The organism is Pseudoalteromonas sp. BZK2 (assembly GCF_014349195.1).
GTDB lineage: Bacteria > Pseudomonadota > Gammaproteobacteria > Enterobacterales > Alteromonadaceae > Pseudoalteromonas > Pseudoalteromonas simplex.
On sequence record NZ_JACSOG010000011.1, the window covers coordinates 111,261 to 131,486 of the forward strand.

15 protein-coding genes are annotated in these 20,226 nt (G+C 40.0%); 4 read left to right on the plus strand and 11 right to left on the minus strand.

Annotated elements, in window-relative coordinates; translation table 11 throughout:
- Positions 1-27 precede the first annotated feature (27 nt).
- Together BIZ38_RS08650 and gshA are read right to left on the minus strand one after the other, a co-directional pair.
- Positions 28-636: a hypothetical protein gene (locus BIZ38_RS08650; RefSeq protein WP_054551741.1), complete on the minus strand. Its 609-nt coding sequence runs from the start codon at positions 634-636 to the stop codon at positions 28-30.
- A 136-nt stretch (positions 637-772) separates the two neighbouring features.
- Complete coding sequence (gene gshA / locus BIZ38_RS08655; protein ID WP_054551742.1) at positions 773-2,347, minus strand: glutamate--cysteine ligase; 1,575 nt, start codon at positions 2,345-2,347, stop codon at positions 773-775.
- A gap of 386 nt (positions 2,348-2,733) precedes the next feature.
- Between gshA and BIZ38_RS08660 the strand changes: the two genes are divergently transcribed.
- Positions 2,734-4,281 carry a methyl-accepting chemotaxis protein gene (locus BIZ38_RS08660; RefSeq protein ID WP_187490120.1) on the plus strand — a complete coding sequence of 516 codons (1,548 nt, stop codon included), beginning with the start codon at positions 2,734-2,736 and terminating at the stop codon, positions 4,279-4,281.
- 59 nt (positions 4,282-4,340) lie between these two features.
- Here BIZ38_RS08660 and clpB read toward each other — a convergent pair whose 3' ends face one another.
- From clpB to rluD, 3 genes are all read right to left on the minus strand, one after another.
- Positions 4,341-6,917 (minus strand): ATP-dependent chaperone ClpB, encoded by a 2,577-nt coding sequence (gene clpB / locus BIZ38_RS08665; protein ID WP_187490121.1) that lies wholly within the window; start codon positions 6,915-6,917, stop codon positions 4,341-4,343.
- A gap of 109 nt (positions 6,918-7,026) precedes the next feature.
- Positions 7,027-7,749 (minus strand): peptidoglycan editing factor PgeF, encoded by a 723-nt coding sequence (pgeF, locus tag BIZ38_RS08670; protein ID WP_187490122.1) that lies wholly within the window; start codon positions 7,747-7,749, stop codon positions 7,027-7,029.
- A gap of 5 nt (positions 7,750-7,754) precedes the next feature.
- Positions 7,755-8,732, minus strand: a complete 978-nt coding sequence (rluD, locus tag BIZ38_RS08675; RefSeq protein WP_119853377.1) for a 23S rRNA pseudouridine(1911/1915/1917) synthase RluD — start codon at positions 8,730-8,732, stop codon at positions 7,755-7,757.
- Positions 8,733-8,861: 129 nt separating this feature from the next.
- On the opposite strand from rluD, the gene BIZ38_RS08680 reads away from it, so the two are divergent.
- Positions 8,862-9,620: an outer membrane protein assembly factor BamD gene (locus tag BIZ38_RS08680; protein ID WP_054551747.1), complete on the plus strand. Its 759-nt coding sequence runs from the start codon at positions 8,862-8,864 to the stop codon at positions 9,618-9,620.
- Positions 9,621-9,716: 96 nt separating this feature from the next.
- On the opposite strand, the gene BIZ38_RS08685 is transcribed toward BIZ38_RS08680, so the two are convergent.
- Positions 9,717-10,055, minus strand: coding sequence for a P-II family nitrogen regulator (locus BIZ38_RS08685; RefSeq protein ID WP_054551748.1), 339 nt, complete (start codon positions 10,053-10,055; stop codon positions 9,717-9,719).
- Between the two features lie 138 nt (positions 10,056-10,193).
- Between BIZ38_RS08685 and BIZ38_RS08690 the strand changes: the two genes are divergently transcribed.
- Both BIZ38_RS08690 and BIZ38_RS08695 read left to right on the plus strand, forming a co-directional pair.
- Positions 10,194-10,742, plus strand: coding sequence for a GspH/FimT family pseudopilin (locus tag BIZ38_RS08690; protein WP_054551749.1), 549 nt, complete (start codon positions 10,194-10,196; stop codon positions 10,740-10,742).
- Positions 10,743-10,867: 125 nt separating this feature from the next.
- On the plus strand, positions 10,868-11,341 hold the full coding sequence (locus tag BIZ38_RS08695) for a GspH/FimT family pseudopilin (RefSeq protein WP_054551750.1): 474 nt from the start codon (positions 10,868-10,870) through the stop codon (positions 11,339-11,341).
- Positions 11,342-11,343: 2 nt separating this feature from the next.
- Here the strand turns inward: BIZ38_RS08695 and BIZ38_RS08700 are convergent, their stop codons facing one another.
- The 5 genes from BIZ38_RS08700 to BIZ38_RS08720 all read right to left on the minus strand — a co-directional run bounded on the left by BIZ38_RS08700 (position 11,344) and on the right by BIZ38_RS08720 (position 20,225).
- Positions 11,344-11,769, minus strand: a complete 426-nt coding sequence (locus BIZ38_RS08700) for a type IV pilin protein (RefSeq protein WP_054551751.1) — start codon at positions 11,767-11,769, stop codon at positions 11,344-11,346.
- A gap of 108 nt (positions 11,770-11,877) precedes the next feature.
- A complete protein-coding gene (locus tag BIZ38_RS22010; RefSeq protein WP_410445893.1) occupies positions 11,878-13,539 on the minus strand; it encodes a pilus assembly protein in 1,662 nt (553 codons plus the stop codon).
- Between the two features lie 2,072 nt (positions 13,540-15,611).
- Complete coding sequence (locus tag BIZ38_RS08710) at positions 15,612-18,746, minus strand: PilC/PilY family type IV pilus protein (RefSeq protein WP_138616961.1); 3,135 nt, start codon at positions 18,744-18,746, stop codon at positions 15,612-15,614.
- Between the two features lie 13 nt (positions 18,747-18,759).
- Positions 18,760-19,242, minus strand: coding sequence for a hypothetical protein (locus BIZ38_RS08715; protein WP_054561904.1), 483 nt, complete (start codon positions 19,240-19,242; stop codon positions 18,760-18,762).
- Complete coding sequence (locus BIZ38_RS08720; RefSeq protein WP_138616959.1) at positions 19,230-20,225, minus strand: PilW family protein; 996 nt, start codon at positions 20,223-20,225, stop codon at positions 19,230-19,232. Before BIZ38_RS08720 ends, BIZ38_RS08715 begins: the two co-directional genes overlap by 13 nt.
- Position 20,226 lies beyond the last annotated feature (1 nt).

Genomic DNA, 20,226 nt, shown 5'->3' on the forward strand with positions numbered 1-20,226 from the left:
AATTGATGCGGGCTTTTTATTTATGTATTAACTAAATAAACGCTCAAACCAGTTCTTATCTAAATCTGCTTCACATTTTTTAAGTTGAGCGCCATAGCGGCTTGCTCGATGTTTAACTTTATTTGCAACACTCATTAGCCACTTCTTACTTTTGTAAGTGCCTCGCTTATAGCCGCCCCACCCTTCGTGATAATTAAGGTACTGCGCATAGGCATCCCACTTTGATATACCATTTACTTTATGGGTTTTGTAAACGAACCAAGCCATAAAATCGATTGCATCGTCAAAATCATCTCTGTCTGCACCGCTATTACCTGTTTCGCGAATGTAATCAGACCATGTTGGGGTTTTTGCTTGTGAGTAGCCATATGCCGAGCTGGCACGGCCGATTGGAATTACCCACAAGAAGTACTCCATTGGCGGCGCTGCATCATGACGAAATGAACTTTCTTGATACATCATGCTCATCAGTACATGTTTTGGCGAGCCCCATTTTTCTTGTGCATCACGGGCATCGTAATACCAATCGGGTTTTTCTTCAAAAATTTTACAAATATCATGAGGTTGCTCAGGAGGAGCCGTTGCACAACCAGCCAATGATGCGGCCAGCGATAAAATAATTATACTTTTTTTCATTTTTTTATGGATCTCGCTGAACTTTTTCTCGTCAGGTCAGTCTGAACTTATGAATGCAGCAGTATAGCATTGTTTCATCCCTGAAGAATCTTTGACGCAGCCTCCCTAGGCTGCGTTTTTTTATGCCTACAACATACTAAGCTTTAGAAAAATAGTCATCTAAAAATGCAGTGAAAGATACACTGTCTGCCGCTTTAACTTCACGCTCTTTAAGCACCGAGTCAGCAGCTTGCTCTGCCAAAAATGCTTGATCATAAAATTGGTAATCTGCATCAAGGTGACTTTGCTTGTACTGCTGTGCAAGTGCTAAAGCGAAATGACCATTATCCTGGTTTTCATTTGCAAGTGCTGCTACATATCTACCAGAAAAGGTTTTACTAGGATCCTCGACCCAGGTTACCATTTCTTTTATAGTTTCAGAGTAATAGCTCACACCGTAAGCTTTATCCATGTACTGTGCTACTGGGTGTAATTTATCAAAAATAGCATGCGCCCACTCAGTTAAGCTAGTAGCCCGCCCTTCTTTTGTTAACATTAACTCTGGATCACGACCATCATTAACAACCGCATCTAAATTTGCAGTACTTAATTTTTGCTCTTGCCAATCCATTTCTGGAGATTCGCTTAATAGGCAATAGGTTAAGAAAACATCTAAGAAGCGGATTTGCTGTAGATCAATTCCAGTTTCACTAAACGGATTAACATCCAATGCACGTACTTCTATATATTCTATACCGCCACGTAACAACGCATCAGTCGGTGTTTCACCCGAAGCTGCATTACGCTTAGGACGAATTGGCGAGTAAAACTCGTTTTCGATTTGCAGTATGTTTTTGTTTAGCTGCTTTGGTTCGGCACTTTTATAATCATCAAGATGACCATACAAATCCGAAGATAGGTGGATTGCTTCTTTTAACCCAGCTACATATTCTTCTAATGAGTTATACATAACACGCAAAGACGATTGTGCACTATTTGTGTAGCCAAGATTTCCCAGACGTAGTGCTGTACCGACTTCTAAATAAAGCGTGCCTTTACCTAATTTTTTAAAGGGTAAATCTGTTTCACGCCCTTGTAGAAACGAATTACACAAAGCCGGTGAAGCACCAAACAAATAACTGATAAGCCAAAGCTCACGCTTAAAATTGCGGATCAGACCTAAATAACCTTGTGATATAAAGTCCGACAAGCTTACTTTACTTTCATTTAGCTGATATAAGCTCTGCCATAAGGTTTCAGGAAATGAAATATTAAAGTGAACACCAGCAATCGCTTGCATCATACTGCCATAACGATTTTTAAGGCCTTCACGATAAAGTGTTTTCATACGCCCTATATTTGAATCACCAAACTGCGCCAATACAATGTCGTCTTGATGCTCAATAAAACATGGCATACTAATCGGCCATAGAAGTTCATCATTCATATGTGACAATGTGAACTTTTGTAAGTCTTTTAGCTGGGCTAGGGTTTGCTCAGCTGATGTACTCACTGGAGTGATAAATTCTAGCAAAGATTCAGAAAAGTCAGTCGTGATATGCTCATTAGTTAGCGCACTCCCCACGCCTTTTGGATGCCCCAGCTTTGATATGTGACCACTTGGTTTGATCCTTAAAGCTTCTCGCTCGATACCACGTTTAATCCCATTAATTGCGTTAGGAAATTGAGCTGTTAACGCTGCTAGCGTTTTATTTAAATCATGTTTTATCAAAAATGCTTCCTCGAGCCAGGTGGCTTTAATCCTAAGTGTATGGGGGCTAAAAATAATTACTCAAGAGCCAATTATAAGTTTCTGAAAAGTCCTTACACTGAAAGTTAATCTTGCCACTGTGAGTCATATTATACAATTGCTTTAGTGACCGCAGTGACGAGTATAAATTTTATTAGTGCAAACAAAGACCGAAACAAGATAACAATTCTTTCATCCAATACTAAAGAACTAGAGCAACCATATTTTTTCTGCTTCGTTATTGTTCTAGATCAATTCTCTTAAACAATTTTTAAAAGTTTAACAAAGATCAATCCTCAAGCTCTTCCCTTACATTTTTCTGAGTTTATAATCCGCGCACCATAAAAAAGTATATTTCAAGGACTCATATGCGTCGTGGGCAAGAAATCATTAATCAGGAAGTAACATACTCTGACAATCAAGAGCTTGTCTCTACCACTGACTTACGTGGTGTTATCACATACGTAAATAAGGAATTTTGTGCTATTGCTGGTTACAGCGAAGAAGAACTCCTCGGAAAAAACCATAACATAGTACGCCACCCTGATATGCCTAAAGCGGCATTTAAAGAGATGTGGGAAAAACTAAAACAAGGTCACTCTTGGCGTGGCATGGTGAAGAACCGCTGCAAAGATGGTCGCTACTATTGGGTCGATGCGTTCGTAACGCCAATTTACGAACATGGGCAGTTAGTTGGCTATCAATCTGTACGTACCAAACCAACTGAGCAATTAAAGAGTCGTGCAAAAGCGCTCTACACTAAAATTAATGATGGTAAATCAATCGCATCATTGCGAGAGAATATTTCACTAAGACAAATAGTGTCTGCGATTTTATTGGTTGCAGGTATTGTTGCTTTAGCTGTGGCCGCGTCATGGATGATTGCTTTAGCCGCATGTGCGCTTATAGCGCTACTTTTTGCTCTAAATTATGACGAACTGGTTGTTACGCCTAGCCATTTAAAGCAGCAACGTGCAGAGTTTGATTCAGTATCAAGGTATGTCTATTCAGGATCACATCCATTTAGCATTGCTGCCTTTAATCAGCAAATGCTGTTTGCAAAGCTCAGAACGGTGCTCGGTCGTGTTAAAGACTCTACTTACTCGTTTAAAAATATTGCCACCAGCTTAGATAAACAATCGTCACTAACTGAGCAAGGCATTGCTGCACAAAGTCAACGTTTGAGTGATATTGCCACAGCAATGACGCAAATGAGCGCAACGATTGGCGAAATTTCTGCTAATACTCATCATACAGCTGATAAGGTTAAGACAACTTATCAAAGCTGTAACGATATCAAACTGCATATTGAAGATAACAGTAGCATGGTGTCTGATCTAGCTAACCAAGTAGAGCAAGCTGCCACTACTGCTAACTCTCTTGCTAGTGAAGCTGACAAAATAGGCCAAGTAATGATTGAGATTGAAGGCATTGCTGAACAAACAAACTTATTAGCGCTGAATGCAGCAATTGAAGCAGCACGTGCAGGTGAGCATGGCCGTGGTTTTGCAGTTGTAGCAGATGAAGTACGCGCACTTTCTTCACGTACTCAAAATGCAACTTCGCAAATTCACAGCTCAATTAAAGAAATTCAAGATACTTTATTTAGCTGGTCTAAAGTAATGCAATCAACTAAAGCGCAAGCAGATAGTTGTGTTGATACGACTGCTCACACTCAAACTGAGCTAGCGAGCATCTTCGCGCAAATTGATGAAATATCAGGCCTTGCGACTGAGATATCGACGGCTGCTGAGGAACAACAAGTTGTCAGCACCGATATACGCGAAAATGTAGAAAGCATAAAAGGACACAGCGAAGAGAACTTAAAGCTTAGCTACAACGTGGCTAAAGATGCAGCGGGGCTTGTTGAAGGGTCACGCAAAGTTAACGATATGCTGTTAACCTTTAAAGTTTAAAGCTGATTAATACAAAAAAGCCGCATCATAAATGATGCGGCTTTTATTTTTTAGGCAAATTAGCGACTCGAGAAAACAAGTCCATTCTCATCAGCATCAATATGGATGATGGCACCTGGTTGGTAATCCCCACCTAATAATCGCTGTGCTAATGGGTTTTCAATGGTATGTTGAATAGCACGTTTTAAAGGCCTTGCCCCATAGACTGGATCAAAACCACTTTCAGCGATGCGGTCTAAAGCTGCATCTGTAACTTCAAAAATGTAGCCTTTTTCAGTTAATCGCTCACGTAGCTTACTTAACTGAATATCAGCAATTTCTTTAATATGCTCATTAGCAAGTGGGTGAAATACCACAGTTTCGTCGATGCGGTTAATAAACTCAGGGCGGAACTGACTGACCAATACACCCATCACTTTTTCTTTTAACCCGGCATAATCATTTGAACCTGCTTGCTCTTGGATAATATCTGAGCCCAAGTTAGAGGTCATGATGATCACCGTATTTTTAAAATCAACGGTGCGGCCTTGACCATCCGTTAAACGGCCATCATCAAGCACTTGCAGTAAGATGTTAAATACATCAGGGTGCGCTTTTTCGACCTCATCCAATAAAATGACTGAATATGGGCGACGGCGTACAGCTTCAGTTAAATAGCCGCCCTCTTCATAGCCAACATAACCCGGAGGTGCACCCACTAAACGTGCCACCGAGTGTTTCTCCATAAACTCCGACATATCAATGCGCACCATGGCATCTTCAGTGTCAAACATAAAGCTGGCTAGTGCTTTTGTCAGCTCAGTTTTACCCACCCCTGTTGGGCCTAAGAATAGAAATGAACCGATTGGGCGATTTGGATCAGCAAGCCCAGCGCGAGAGCGACGAATTGCATTCGCAACAGCGACAACGGCTTCATCTTGACCAATCACTTTGTGATGTAATTGATCTTCCATTTGCAGTAGTTTTTCACGTTCACCTTGCAGCATTTTCGATACCGGAATGCCTGTCCAGCGCGATAAAATCTCCGCAATTTCGTCTTCACCTACTTGGTTTTTAAGCAAGCTCATTTCTTGCATTTCAGCTTGCGAAGCAAGGTCGAGTTTACGCTCAAGCTCAGGTATACGACCATATTGTAGTTCAGACATGCGCTGTAAATCACTAGCACGACGTGCCACTTCTAAATCAAGGCGCGCTTGCTCAAGCTCAGCTTTAATAACTTGCGTGCCTTGCAATGAGGCCTTCTCGGCATTCCACACTTCGTCTAGCTCGCGGTATTGTGCTTCAAGTTCAGTGATCAGCTCTTGCATTTCGGTGCGGCGCTTTTGACTCGCTTCGTCTTTTTCTTTCGCCAGCGCATTGTCTTCCAGTTTTAACTGAATAATACGACGTTCTAGTTTATCTAAAGACTCAGGTTTTGAGTCAATTTGCAAACGAATTGAAGAACCCGCTTCGTCAATTAAATCTATTGCCTTATCTGGTAATTGGCGATCGCTGATGTAACGGTGCGACAACTGCGCCGCAGCAACAATAGCCGGATCGGTAATATCAACTGAGTGATGCAGCTCATAACGCTCTTTTAAACCACGTAAAATCGCAATGGTGTCTTCAACCGATGGTTCATCAACAAACACTTTTTGGAAACGACGCTCAAGTGCCGCATCTTTTTCGATGTATTGACGATACTCATCAAGGGTTGTGGCACCCACGCAATGTAACTCACCACGGGCAAGTGCAGGCTTTAACATATTACCCGCATCCATTGCACCGTCTGTTTTACCTGCGCCTACCATAGTATGAATTTCATCAATAAAAAGGATGACTTGACCTTCTTCTTTGGCAAGTTCATTCAATACTGATTTTAAACGCTCTTCAAATTCACCACGGTATTTAGCACCCGCAACCAAAGCACCTAAATCAAGCGATAATACTCGCTTGTTTTTTAAGCCTTCAGGTACTTCTCCATTGATAATTCGTTGCGCAAGGCCTTCGGCAATTGCCGTTTTACCTACCCCCGGCTCACCAATTAACACCGGATTATTTTTAGTACGGCGTTGTAATACTTGGATAGTACGACGAATTTCGTCATCACGGCCAATGACTGGATCAAGCTTACCTTGCTCTGCTCGCTCAGTTAAATCGATGGTGAATTTTTTTAATGCCTGACGAGTTTCTTCAGCATTTGGATCTTCTACTTTTTGGCCGCCACGAATGGCTTCAATTGCAGATTCTATCTTACTAGAAGTAATATTCAGCGCTTTAAAAATCTCGCCTAAAGGGCCTTTATCATCACACGCGGCAAGAACAAACAACTCACTCGAAATGAATTTATCTTTTCGTTTTTGAGCATATTTATCGCATAAGTTAATTAACGAAATCAGGTTATTTGACAGCTGAACATCGCCACCAATGCCTTCAACTTTAAACAGTTTTTCGATTTCTTGGGATAACTTGGTATTTAATTCGTCAGCACTCACACCTGCTTGTGCAAGTAGCGCACGCACGCTTGAACCATTTTGCTGAAGCAATGAATACATTAAATGCACAGGCTCAATAAATTGATGATCGCGCCCAAGTGCTAATGACTGCGCATCTGAAAGCGCAGATTGAAATTTACTTGTAAATCTATCTAAACGCATAAAGGGTTTACCTATTAAAAAATCTAATTGCTTAATTAATGGGTATGCTTAGTGATTTGTTCAAGTAAAAGAAGAAAATTTAATCGTATAAAATGCGTATAAAGCCGTATTAATTGCGCCAGATCAAGCTAGCCATTCGGCCTGTTTGTCCGTCGCGGCGATAAGAGAAAAACTGTGATTTATCAGTGACAGTACAGTACTCACCACCATATATTTTAACCACGCCTAATTGTGCCAGTTGCTGACGTGCCAGTAAGTAGATATCAGCCATGTATTTTTCATGTTTGGCTGTAAAGGCTTGTTGATGCACAGGGTTTTGTAAGCAAAAGCTATCTTTAACTTCTTGCCCGACTTCAAATTGCGAAGGACCAATAGCAGGGCCTAACCAAGCAATAATATCGTTTGCTGGCGCTTGAAAATGCGAAACCGTGTTTGCCAATATAGCTTGCGCTAAACCACGCCAGCCACCATGTACAGCTGCGACTTCATCCCCTGAACTCGAGCAAAGTAATACCGGCAAACAGTCTGCGGTCATTATTGCAAGAGGCTGCTTCACTAAACGGGTGTAAAGCGCATCAGCAGCGCGTACTTGGCTTAAGTCAGACTTTTCATCAATCACGATTACATCACTGCTATGTGTTTGGTTTAACCACACAGCAGGATTCGGCAGCTGATTTGTAAGTAAGGCGCGATTTGCAAGCACGGCTTGCTCATCATCACCAACATGTAAACCCACATTAAAACTATCAAAGGGTGCAACTGAAACACCGCCCTGTCGGATGGTGCTCAGTGCGCTAACTGTGTTTGGGGCTGTCCATGCTGGTTTGATCATAACGCTTAAAACTCGATATTTGGGTTTGCTTTAGTATCAGCGCGTAATGCTTCTGTCATTGCAGCCATATCATCTGGAATTGGCGCTTGCCAGGTCATTAGCTCACCCGAGATTGGGTGCGCAATTGATAACTTAACAGCATGTAATGCTTGGCGTTTAAAGTCGCGTAGCATTTGAAACAGTTCAGGTGTAGCACCTTTTGGCGGGCGCGGACGACCACCATAAAGTTGATCGCCAACTAATGGATGGTTTAAATAAGCCATGTGTACACGGATTTGGTGAGTACGGCCTGTTTCTAGGCGTAAACGTAAGCGTGTATGTGCTCTAAACTTTTCTGCAACACGGTAATGCGTAACCGCTGGTTTGCCCATTTCATGAACGGCCATGTGGGTACGTTTTGTTGCATGACGACCAATTGGTTTTTCAACCATGCCACCAGCAGTCATTGTGCCATTACAAATTGCTTCGTATTCACGAGTGAAGTTTTCACGCTTTTGTAACGCAGACACTAAATGTGTTTGTGCCGGAATAGTTTTCGCCACTACCATTAAACCTGTGGTGTCTTTATCTAGACGATGCACAATACCCGCACGAGGCACATTAATGATGTCTGGGTAATGGTGTAGCAACGCATTTAATACCGTGCCATCTGGGTTACCCGCACCTGGATGAACGACTAATCCCATTGGTTTATTAATTACCAAAATATCATCGTCTTCATAAACGATGTTTAATTTGATATTTTGTGCCTCATATTCACGAGGGGCTTCGATGGTTGTTTCTACACTCACCATTTCGCCACCGAGTAGTTTTTCGCGCGGCGTGTTTAATATTTCGCCGTTTACAGTGATTTTATCATCCAAAATCCACGTTTTTATACGTGATCGAGAATAATCAGGGAACAATTGCGCTAATACTTGGTCTAGACGTTTACCGCCAAGGTCAATTGGAACCTCGGCTTGGAGAGAAATTTGCTCTGACATTAGTAACTTTACCCAATTTACCAGTGCAAGCTGTGCTCGACTGGGTTAGAATCGCTTTAATATAATACGTATAGTTTACTCGGTTTTCCTCACTTGGCCTAGCCGAAGACATCGAAGGTAAGAAATAAAATGATAAATAAAATAGGGAAACGTGCGTTCGCCATAGTTTTTTCAGTATCTGTACTTGGCTTAGGTGCCTGTTCATCAGCACCCGATCAAGAAGATATCCAACGCGTTCCTAATAAATCTGCGCAAGCTTTATATGAAGATGCAAAACAAACATTAGATTCTGGCTTATATGCGCGTGCAATTGAGCTATTAAGTGCGATTGATTCTCGCTACCCTTTTGGTCCTTTATCAAAACAAGTACAAATGGACTTAGTGTATGCGCATTATCAAGCAGGTAATACTGAGCAAGCACTCGCAACAATCGACCGTTTTATTCGCTTAAACCCAAACCACAAAGATTTAGATTACATGTACTACATGCGTGGCTTGGTAAACATCAAAGCCGATGAAAACGCATTCCAAGAATATTTTGGTGTAGACCGTGCTGACAGGGATGCAAACCGCACTCGTGTTGCGTTTACTGATTTATCGACGCTTTTAAAGCGTTTTCCTAACAGTGCTTATGCACCAGAAGCAAAAAAGCGTTTAGTATGGCTACTTAATAAAATGGCGCGCTACGAGTTAAAAGTTGCAGAATACTACTATGAGCGAGAGGCGTACCTTGCTGCAGCAAACCGTGGTAAATATGTGGTTGAGCACTACTCACAAAGCAGCTACCTTGATCAAGCACTGGAGATCATGGAAAAAAGCTATAACAAGCTTGGCTTACCTGAGCTAAGTGAACACGCTAAAGCAACGCGAGAAGCTAACAAACGTTAAAATAGACTAAAAGCAAAAAAGGCGCCTTTGGCGCCTTTTTTAATGTTTGCGATCGAATATACCCAAACCAGCTCAAGGTGCGAGTTTCAGTTGGAATTAAATCGCGTCTTCATCTTCTTCAGCGGTACGAATACGTACAACACGCTCAACGTCAGTGACAAAGATTTTACCGTCACCAATTTTACCTGTTTGCGATGTTTTAACGATAACATCGATAGCACGGTCAACATCTTCGTCGCTTAATACGATATCTAGTTTTACCTTAGGTAAAAAGTCCACCATGTACTCAGCACCGCGATAAAGCTCGGTATGTCCTTTTTGACGGCCAAAGCCTTTCACTTCGCTTACCGTCATCCCTGTGATGCCCACATCTGATAATGCTTCGCGCACATCATCAAGCTTAAATGGTTTAATAATTGCTTCGATTTTTTTCATTTTCGGGTTACTTATTATTTCTCGATTGCGTCGATTTTAGACAATCCCATTGCTGATGGCAAACAAAGCTATGAATTACGGTGATTAAATCAGCAATCATGATATTATTAAACAAAGTGATTCAAAATAGAGACAACAATGAAATCATTGCAACAGGGTTTTACATTATTGGAGTTAATGGTCACGATTGCTATTGTAGGTATTATTGCAACTATTGCGATCTGGGATAGCTCAGACCTACTAGAAAATGATAGAGCGGAAAGCTATTTGCAAGAGCTTAAACGCAATTTAAGTTTTGCCAGAGCAAAAGCTACTACTAGCGATGCTGTTGTGGTTGTTTGTAGTGGAAACACGTCAAGAATTGAAAATAATAGACGAGTCCCTTGTCTAAATGATTGGAGTCAAGGCACTTTATTCGTATTTTTCGATTCGAATCAAAATGGTATATACAACCCAAGAGTTGGCGATATCATTTTAAGGGTAATGGAAGAAATACCTGATAATAGTCAGTTAGCATTTTCAGGGGATCGCTCTTTAATATTCGATACCAGCGGTATGCTCACTTCAAACGCAGGAAAATTCACTTACTGCCCTTCTAAAGCTAATGATGATAACAATAAACAACTTGAGATTTTAAAATCTGGTACTGCTTTATATCGCGGCAGTACGACAGATGGCTGTAATTAATGTGCTAAAATTGACAACCCCTCTACTGAGCATATAGTTAAAATAACAGTCATTATTGGGAGTCTTCAAGGATGAGGACATTATATTTTATACGCTGTTGTAAAGGCGCTACTCTCATAGAAAGCATGGTTTTAATAGCGATTTTATCCTTGCTGTTGCATTTTGCGTTATTTGAATTCAAGCCAATGCTAGCAAAAAACCGACTAGACAACCGAGTCCATGAAATTAAAAGAGCATTGCACTTTGCTCGATTAAAAGCACAATCTAGTGGAAGTCGTGTTACCTTCTGTGCGCTCAACAATAATCGCTGCGAAAAGAAACTTTGGCATAAATCGCTTACCGTATTTGTTGATAGAGGAAACATTGGTATCTTTGAGAATAGCGATACTATTTTGCTTGAGCTTGAAGCAATTAACTCACTGGATATGTTTACTTATCCCCGCAACTCGGTAACCTTTGGACCAAGTGGTATACCTATGGCACTGAATAACGGCACGTTTTTATATTGTCCTGAGTATAAAAAAGAAAGCCTCAAAGGGCTTTCTATAACAATTAGTCCAATCGGCAGGGCCAGAGTAATTGATACTGATAAGTGTTGAGGCTACTTGCCCCAACACGTACTCGAATCAGCAGAGCCTTCAGACTTTTTGAGACCTGTATCTGTGATTATTAACTTTGTGCATTCTGTATCCTTTAGAGGTGGCCCTGATTCAGCAGTAGCCTCAAATTCGAAGGTACCCGCATTATTATCAACACTCGCCTTTAGCTTATAAAAATTGTTTTCTGTTCTCTCAGCGACACCAAGATCTCCTAGAGAAGTCGTGTATTCACGATTATCTACAAAATATTGCTCTTGTTTATTTGCTGCATCAAGCAAAGCAGTGATCCCCTCTGTTCTCGCTGTTCGCTTAACATGTTCAAAATAGTTTGGAATAGCAATGCTCGCGATAATCCCTAAAATTGCCACAGCAATCATAAGCTCTATTAAAGTAAAGCCCTTTTCACTAGTGTGTTGTATTTCATTCATTCTTTATAACCTTATAATCTGCTGAATCCAAACACGATTCCATCATAGGTTTAACACCTACTCAAAGCAACTGACAAGTCACTTATTTATAGCCGTGTTGCAATTAGGCTATTTTGAGCCATCATTAACTTCTCTTTTATAGATAAAGGTTTGTTGAGTTTTAAAGCCAAAACCAATAGGAACAGCGTCACTAACAAGCTTAATTTTACCGTCTTCAACAGTTATACCTGGGCCTAAGATTTCTTGAACCTTAAATGGGTTTTCTTGCCCCTTAATACCAGGTCCAATTGTTAGAAATTGACTTAACTCTTCGACTTTATCTTCAGTATCTTTAATGACATCTGGATTGTTAGGATCAGGTAAGTCATCACAATAGCCATTATTATTATTATCAACACAACTATTCCCCACGCCAAAATACAACTGAGGTGTGTCCGGAACATCATTGGAAGTAGTAAATTTCAGGCTATCGTAAACCTTTGTGCCATAGTGTAAATGAAAGGCATATACGCTTCCTGAGCCACCAGTTAACGAGCACTGGTTAGTTGTCTCGGTTGCAGAAGCAGGGGTATAGCTTGTGAAATAGGCAACCCCCCCTATAACTGTACTCGCAGCAAGTGATTTTTCTCCCACTGACGGAAGGTTATAATACCAGCCTTTATAGGCTCCAAGTTCAACTTCTAGCTTGGTAAATTTATCGACATTATCAAGCGCATTACCAAATGGATCTGAGTCCATATTCATTAAATCAGATTGAGTAATTACCTTGGGTACGTCACTACCTACAAAAGATTGAGTAACTGTATTAATATCTCGAATCATGAAAAGTTGATCCTTAGTTACTGTTGAAGTTGGCTTTGAACGATTACCACTGCCAACTAAAACTGCATCAAAGGGTGTATCTCGTCGAGAAAATATTTTTTTCCCATTAATAGTTGTTTCTGTGACCTTGCTGAACATAGTTCTTGCTATCAGCGGTTTGTAGAAAAAACGCCTATCTTGCGTACTCAAAGAACTGCCCAAACTTGCAAGTTTGAAGTGAGTCCAAGGACTATCAGAGCTATTTGGTTTTTCACTCGGCATATCTATTCGCCAAATATCACCACCTGTGTCAGTTGCATATAAACGGTCAACAAAGCCATCATAATCCGAATCAAGAACACTAACATCAGCCGCAATACTGTGCTTACCTTTAAAACCGTTTTCGGTTGGAGTTAGTGCCCAAATTTTATTTCCTGTTTGCGCATCAACAATATAGATCCCGCGGCCTTCGTTATCATCTGTTCGGATCACGTTATCCTTGTTAGTGTCGTAACCCGCACCAAAAATCAATACAGGACGTTTTTTATAGCCTTCCATATTAATATAGGTAACCGTAGGCTTAGACCAAGTTTGACCTAACTCTTTGAAGTCACCGGAACCACCTTCAATAGGTTGATTCCACAGTAAACTTGGTGAGTCGGGGTTTGTAATATCTAAGCCATAGTAATAATTACCACCACGCCTCAAACCAAAAAATGCCCAAACACGATCACTTCCATTTACCACACCATCATTATTTTTGTCATCGAAAAATACAGATATTGGACCATCAACACCATATACTTTAGTGTTCGCTTGATTCTCTCGTAGCGGCTTAATTATTTTGTACAAGCTACTTGGAATAAATGCCCAGCTTTCTTTAAGAACGTCCTTTTTATCTTGGAAAAAGTGTAAAAAGCCTGCATTTGTACCAATTAAAATGCGAATGTCGTCATTACCATAATCAATTGTAACGGGTTTAGAATGTAGCGGATCACCGAAAATATCTTGTCGCTGGTCCACTGATGAAGAATCTCCATCCTCGTTATCAACATCTATCCCGCGCGCCCAATCAATTGTTTTTTGTAATTGTGACTTATCAACCCCAAACAACTTCGCGGCTTTTTCATCGCCACCTAAGGCACTCGAAACATTTTCTTTTGTAAAATCTACTAGACTAGACTTACCCGCGTCTGTGTATAACTTTCGCGATGCTAGTTTAGTTAAATGTAGATTTACGCCACCACGTTGCACTGTATTTCCATCAGCTTCTTCATTAGTTGGTAGCCAGAACGTTCTCGCTTTATTAGAAATCAAACCATCTTCATTAAGTGCTGATTTACCTGTTGAATCAACAATTTGATCACCAGACACTTTTAATTTTTTCAAATTTCCACGCCAACGCGCACCCGTTTCAGGGTAAAACATAGCGTAGTAAATCGATTCGCGGCTACGGGTTTGATCAACATTGTTACTCGCGATTGACGGTGAAGTGAAACTATCATTTACTTCACGGATTTGGGTGATTGTATTTTTCAATGCCTCGGATAATTGCTCCGACGTATTCGCATGCAGGTACTGGCCACCGCCTAATCGAGCGGTTTCCGAAAGTAGAGTTTTACCGTTATTACTCATCCCACTACCAAAGCCGATGGTATATACACGCCCTGTTTCATGGATATCCGTTGTGGTTGGCCTTAAGTCGACTTCAACATCATCAGTGCCATGTATGATCTGAGCTAACTTGTGTAGAAGAACCCCTGCAATTTTATCGTCATTTGATAATGAGCTACCAAAATACGACTTATATAATGCGCTAATATTAGAGTCTTGCTCATTATCAGATCCTGCAGATGGGTCCCCATCTGTCATGTAGATAATATTAACGGAGTTATCACAGCGCTTTACTTCATCAGGATTATCAAATGGTGAAATATATGAGAAATTAGTGATGACTTCATTTTCCCAACGACACCCCCACCAGTAACATTTACGAACTCTGTTTGTTGTAGTTGATTTATTCTCTACGGAAGTATCACGTAAAAGCTCATTGACTTTTTCACCATAGAATAAGTTTTGCCCTGTAATATATAAGTATGCTTCCCACAAAGTTTCAGTCAGCGGCGTACCACCATCAGCAGGTAAATTGGCAATCGTCGTTTTCAACGTTGACATTGGCGAGCCAATACCAGCAAGTACATAACCACCTTCAGTACTATTAAAGCGCATTATGCCAAAATCAATATCATCGTTACCATCAACCAGTTTAGTAATAGCATCTTGTGCAACGCCTAACCGACTATCTGAACACGGGATATACAAACCATTTGAGAACCCACAACTGTTACCCGAACTAGTAGAAAAGGCCATACTTCCAGAAGTATCGAATACAATTAATACGCGAGGTTTCTCATCGAGATCAACATTATGATTTACATAAAGCTCTATATCTTCTGCTGAACTAGAAAAGCTAACCGCAGCAAAGGCACAAAGAAGTATCCTGTTTACTGTTTTACTAATTTTCATTACTTCTCCCGTCACCTTAATGCTATTAATTTAGCGATTAGCTTTGTTATTGCCGAACTTCTGCTTTGTGATTTTCTGCAGCAGTTGAAAACCTTAACAGTGCGATAAATTACAACACCCTTATGTTTGAGTTGCTGCAATACTTATACAGAACCATAAAAAAGGCTAAAAAGCATTTTATAAAATTCAAACACACTATAATTATTATAATAAAAAGCTACTACTATTCCACACTTTTCTTATCTAAATTAATAATAAAAAAAATAATTAGAGCATAAAAGAGAAATAAGAAAAAACGACCGGAAAAATAATCCTGAATGGATTGGCAAAATAGTGGAAATAAAAAATAAAAGTATAAAATAAACAGCAACTTAATAGAGAATGGAAATATTAATTTAATATAGAAAAAACACTGACAATGAGTTCACCCAAGTTAAGCTTATAAAACGGGTGACTGAGAAAATAAATACTCAAAAAATCATAAAGCCAGTGTTCAAAAAAGGATGTTATTTAATCTAGTAACTTCTGTCGTTCTCTTCTTTTTTATATATGTAAGTTTGTTGAACTTTAAAACCAAGAGGTTCATCACTCACTAATTTTATTTCTCCATTTTCAATAGTTAAACCGGGTCCATTTACCCCTTTGACTTTAAATGGGCTTTCTTCACCTATGATTTTGGGCCCAACAGTCATAAACTGACTTATCTTTGTTTGCTCAATTTTATCTTCTGAGTCATCATCATATCCATCGCAATAGCCATCGCCGTTTGTGTCTTTACAACTCTCAGTCTCACCAAAAAAGAGTTTTGGGGTATCCGGTACATCTGTGCCAGTTATAAATTTCAAGTTCTCATATACTTTTGTGCCATAGTGTAAATGAAATGCATACAGACTTCCCATTCCAGCGCTCAATGAGCATTGGTTTTCTGTGCTATCGTCAGATGCTGGAGAAAAGCTAGTATAATAAGCAACACCACCAATTACAGTGCTAGCAGCAAGCGACTTTTCACCTGCAGAAGAGAGGTTATAATACCAGCCTTTAAACTTCCCTAATTCCACTTCAAGGTCAACAAAAGCATCTATATCTTTCAAAGCGCTACCGAATGGATCTGAGTCAACATTCATTAAATTCGATTGAAAAATAACATCAGGAACATCATTACCTTTAAATGACTTAGTAACCGTATTGCTATCTCTAATCATAAATAGCTGGTCATTTGCCAATGTTGAAGTCGGTTTAGCTCTATTACCGCTACCAACCAATATTGCATCGTATGGAAAATCAATTCTAGTTGTCTCTGATTTCCCATTGACTATTGTCTTAGAAACTTTACTAAATACAGTCCGAGCTACCGTCGGTTTATAGAAAAATCTACGATCATTACTTGCAAGTTGGCTGCCTAAACTTGCGAGCTTAAAATGCGTCCATGGTTGTTCAGAGTCTTTTGGATTATCGCTTGGCATATCAATACGCCATATATTACCGCCTGTATCCGTAGCATAGAGCCGATCAATATAACCATCATAATCTGAGTCTAATAAGCTGATGTCTGAAGCAATACTATGTTCACCGGTGAAATCATTTTCATCAGGTGTTAATCCCCAAACTTTTTCGCCTGTCTCTGCATCTACAATATAAATGCCACGTCCTTTGTTATCATCACTTCGAAGCACATTATCTTTATTAGTATCATAACCTGCGCCAAAAATTAGTACTGGTCGGTCTTTAAAGCCATTCAAGTTAATATAAGCAACTTCTGGTTTAGACCAGGACTGGGCAAGTTCTTTAAAGTCACCAACCCCACCTTTTAATGGTTCTTTCCATAACAGTTTAGGTTGATTTGGGTTAGTAATATCAAGTGCATAATATTCATTCCCGCCTCGTCTTAGGCCAAAAAATGCCCATACTCTATCTGAACTATTAACAACACCATCACCGTTTTTATCATCAAAGAAAACTGAAATAGCGCCATCAACACCGTAGACTTTCGTATCTTGTGTATTATCTCTCAGTGGTTTTATAATTTTATACAAGCTCCGTGGTATGAATGCCCAGCTTTCGGCTAATACATCATTTTTATCTTGAAACATATGCAAATAGCCTGCATTAGTTCCAATTAAAATACGAACGTCATCATTACCATAATCTATAGTTACAGGTTTTGAATGCAGGGGATCACCAAAAATATCTTGACGAGAATCATCTGTTTCCCCATCGTTATCTTCATCATTAACATCCAAACCTCGCGACCAGTTTATGAGATCTTCTACCTCATCGGGTGAAGATTCAAAATCAACGGCAGCTTTGGCGATTGTATTATAGTGGAATACTACTCTATACCTTGTAAAATTAAGTAACCTTCCCCCTGAAAGGTTAGTAAGAACCTTTCTACCGGTATTTGGTAAGCTTGAAATATTTGCAAGATATGAGTTAACACCACCTAACTCAACTGCATTCCCATCTGGTAAATCGGAATTTGACCAAAAAGTTTTAGCTTCTTTTGCTATCAACCCATCACTTTGAATGGCGGACTGCCCATTAGCATCGACTATAATATCGCCCGAAACTTTCAATTTTTTCAAATTACCACGCCAACGGGCATTAGTGCTGGGATAGAACATAGTGTAATACAAACCATCTCTACTACGAGTTTGATCGGCATTATTTGAGGCTGTCGATGGAGCCGTAAAAGTTCCGGACTCATTTCTAAGAACCGCAAACGTTTCTTTCAGCTTTTCAGATAATGCTTTTCCATCACTGGCAAAAAAGTATTTCCCACCTCCAAGTTCAGCAGTTTTCTCAAGTAAATCCTTTGCAGGCTCACTTAGACCATTACCAAAACCAATTGTGTAAATAATACCTTGATCATGAATTTTAGGCGTCTTTTTATTTAAATCGACAATTACTTCGTCTGTTCCGTGTATTACTTTTGCAAGGGCCGCTAAATAGTTTAGATTATGTTCATAACCATAAAGAGGGGCAGGCTCTGAGAAGTAGAATTGATTAAGCTTTTCAATATCAGCGTCTCGCTCATTATCATTCTGAGGCTCGCCATCAGTTATTAGCAGTACATTTACAGTGTTATCGCACCTTTTATCACCGGTTAGCTTTGTATCAAATGGAGAAAGGTATTTTTTTCCAATTTCTGCTTTTGTATCTCTCTCATCTACGGCAACTAAGGAGCCAAAATCAACTTTTTGGCCAGTTAAGTACATGTAAACTTCCCAAAGTGACTCGGTGACAGGAGTCGAGCCTCCTGCTTTGATCCCACGAATCAAGTTTTTTAGGGTATTATGCTCTGTGCCTAAGCTCGCTTTTACATACCCCCCATGAGAGGGAGCAAAACGGTTAAAGCCAAAGTCCATATCAGAATTATTCTCAATTGTTTCAATTATGATATCTCTAGCAGCTGCTATTCTACTTTCAGGGCACTCAACTAAGTAACCTCCCGTAGGGTGATGGCAACGACTGCCATCAGTTGCTGAGAAAAGCATACTTCCTGATGTATCGAGTAAAAAAATAACTCTTTGTTTTTCTTTTAAGTCATGGTCATAATTGACGTACAACTCCGTATCATCCGCATACCCACTACAACCAATGAATAAAAAACTAATAACTGAGAGCTGACATAATAAGTTTAGTTTTCTCATAAAATTTTCCTTATCAACCACCCGTATTCAGGCTCGCCATTTCCTGGGCAACCCCTGTTGTAATCGTCAAAGTATGCTTACTTTTAGTGCCATAGGTAATGGTGGTATCAACTTGAACCATGTTGCAGGAGATACCTGCAGTGAAGTTAAATTTACGCGGACAAGGTAAATCAAGAACACCGTTATTTAAATTTGTCATCGTGTTGGTTGCGTCGCCAACCTTTCCCATTGCATAGCCACCATCAGGAATTTCTGCCGCTTTCATTAAAAATGCACTGTCGCCACCCGCGGCAGCTTCGTTTGCAATAACTTGCTGAACAGTTCCTATTAATTCATTTTCTGCTGTTTCTCGCTCTTGGGCTGCATTAGTAATTTTAATATCTATGCTACTACTACTCATCAAAGAAACGGCAATACCTGTAACAGCTACCACCATAATCAAAGCAACGATTAATACCACCCCTTGTTGTTTCTTTTGCAAGGTTAAATGCGCCATAAATTTGCTCCAACATTATTTAAACGAATCGTTGTAGTAAACACCGCCCGACGATAATTATCTGTAAATGTTAGCTCTTTTCTGCTCGCATCTTCACCAAGCGTATATTTTTGATTTTTGACTTTTAGATTCGGGTCAGGCAATAGCGATCTAACTAATAAAAACACTTGCACTGTCAAAATACCACGGCGGTTCTCCCAGTCATTGTTCGTCATTTGACTAATACTTCTATAAGTATCTACACGGCTGTTGTTCGTAGTATCTAGACCAAATACAAAATGCATATTCTCCACGCCTTCCATCACGCTTTCAGTTCTCATCGTTTGGCTAGTAGTTAACCTTTTTCGGCGTAAAATGGGAACTTTAATTGATTGATCATTTATCGTGTATGAGTCTTCAAAGATGTAGTAAACATGATGACGGTAACGCCAAATCGTCGCATTACCATTGATAGTTGAGGCCGCGATTGGGCCTTGTCTAAATTCAGCCCGTTCTTGCTCAGCAATGAAGTAATAATAGTCATTGCTCGTCTGATTAGGTTGGATCTGCAGCCCTTCAAGAAACTTCATCTGTAAAACTTCAGTATTTTTCTTTGCATTGTTGATACAACTAAGCGCAGAACCATCTGAGGTTTCTACAGCATAAACCGAGCGAAAATTACTAGTTGCACTGTCAGCAGGGAAGCTCGCATTATTGAGGCCTTCTGAGCAGTCACCTGTAGGGTTATTTACAGCATTCGTATTGGTATTTTCGTCTGAGAATGAGTCTTCATAGAATGTCCCCCAAAAGCCAATTTGTTCTATATCACGCTGCATGATATTTAAAGCTAACCGACCTGTTTCCTGCAATTCACCAATTGTCATGGTGTCTCGTGTTGTTACTTTCATACTTAAATAAGTAAACATCACCCCACCAAGCACTATGCCGCCAATGAATAAAGCGACCATCATCTCAACAAGTGTAAATCCAGTTTGCTTTTTCATC

What these genes read in the sequence shown, in the direction of transcription:
- BIZ38_RS08650 (WP_054551741.1), bottom strand. Translation starts at nt 636, where the DNA reads ATGAAAAAAAGTATAATTATTTTATCGCTGGCCGCATCATTGGCTGGT.
- BIZ38_RS08660 (WP_187490120.1), top strand. Translation starts at nt 2,734, where the DNA reads ATGCGTCGTGGGCAAGAAATCATTAATCAGGAAGTAACATACTCTGAC.
- clpB (WP_187490121.1), bottom strand. Translation starts at nt 6,917, where the DNA reads ATGCGTTTAGATAGATTTACAAGTAAATTTCAATCTGCGCTTTCAGAT.
- pgeF (WP_187490122.1), bottom strand. Translation starts at nt 7,749, where the DNA reads ATGATCAAACCAGCATGGACAGCCCCAAACACAGTTAGCGCACTGAGC.
- rluD (WP_119853377.1), bottom strand. Translation starts at nt 8,732, where the DNA reads ATGTCAGAGCAAATTTCTCTCCAAGCCGAGGTTCCAATTGACCTTGGC.
- BIZ38_RS08680 (WP_054551747.1), top strand. Translation starts at nt 8,862, where the DNA reads ATGATAAATAAAATAGGGAAACGTGCGTTCGCCATAGTTTTTTCAGTA.
- BIZ38_RS08685 (WP_054551748.1), bottom strand. Translation starts at nt 10,055, where the DNA reads ATGAAAAAAATCGAAGCAATTATTAAACCATTTAAGCTTGATGATGTG.
- BIZ38_RS08690 (WP_054551749.1), top strand. Translation starts at nt 10,194, where the DNA reads ATGAAATCATTGCAACAGGGTTTTACATTATTGGAGTTAATGGTCACG.
- BIZ38_RS08695 (WP_054551750.1), top strand. Translation starts at nt 10,868, where the DNA reads ATGGTTTTAATAGCGATTTTATCCTTGCTGTTGCATTTTGCGTTATTT.
- BIZ38_RS08700 (WP_054551751.1), bottom strand. Translation starts at nt 11,769, where the DNA reads ATGAATGAAATACAACACACTAGTGAAAAGGGCTTTACTTTAATAGAG.
- BIZ38_RS08710 (WP_138616961.1), bottom strand. Translation starts at nt 18,746, where the DNA reads ATGAGAAAACTAAACTTATTATGTCAGCTCTCAGTTATTAGTTTTTTA.
- BIZ38_RS08715 (WP_054561904.1), bottom strand. Translation starts at nt 19,242, where the DNA reads ATGGCGCATTTAACCTTGCAAAAGAAACAACAAGGGGTGGTATTAATC.
- BIZ38_RS08720 (WP_138616959.1), bottom strand. Translation starts at nt 20,225, where the DNA reads ATGAAAAAGCAAACTGGATTTACACTTGTTGAGATGATGGTCGCTTTA.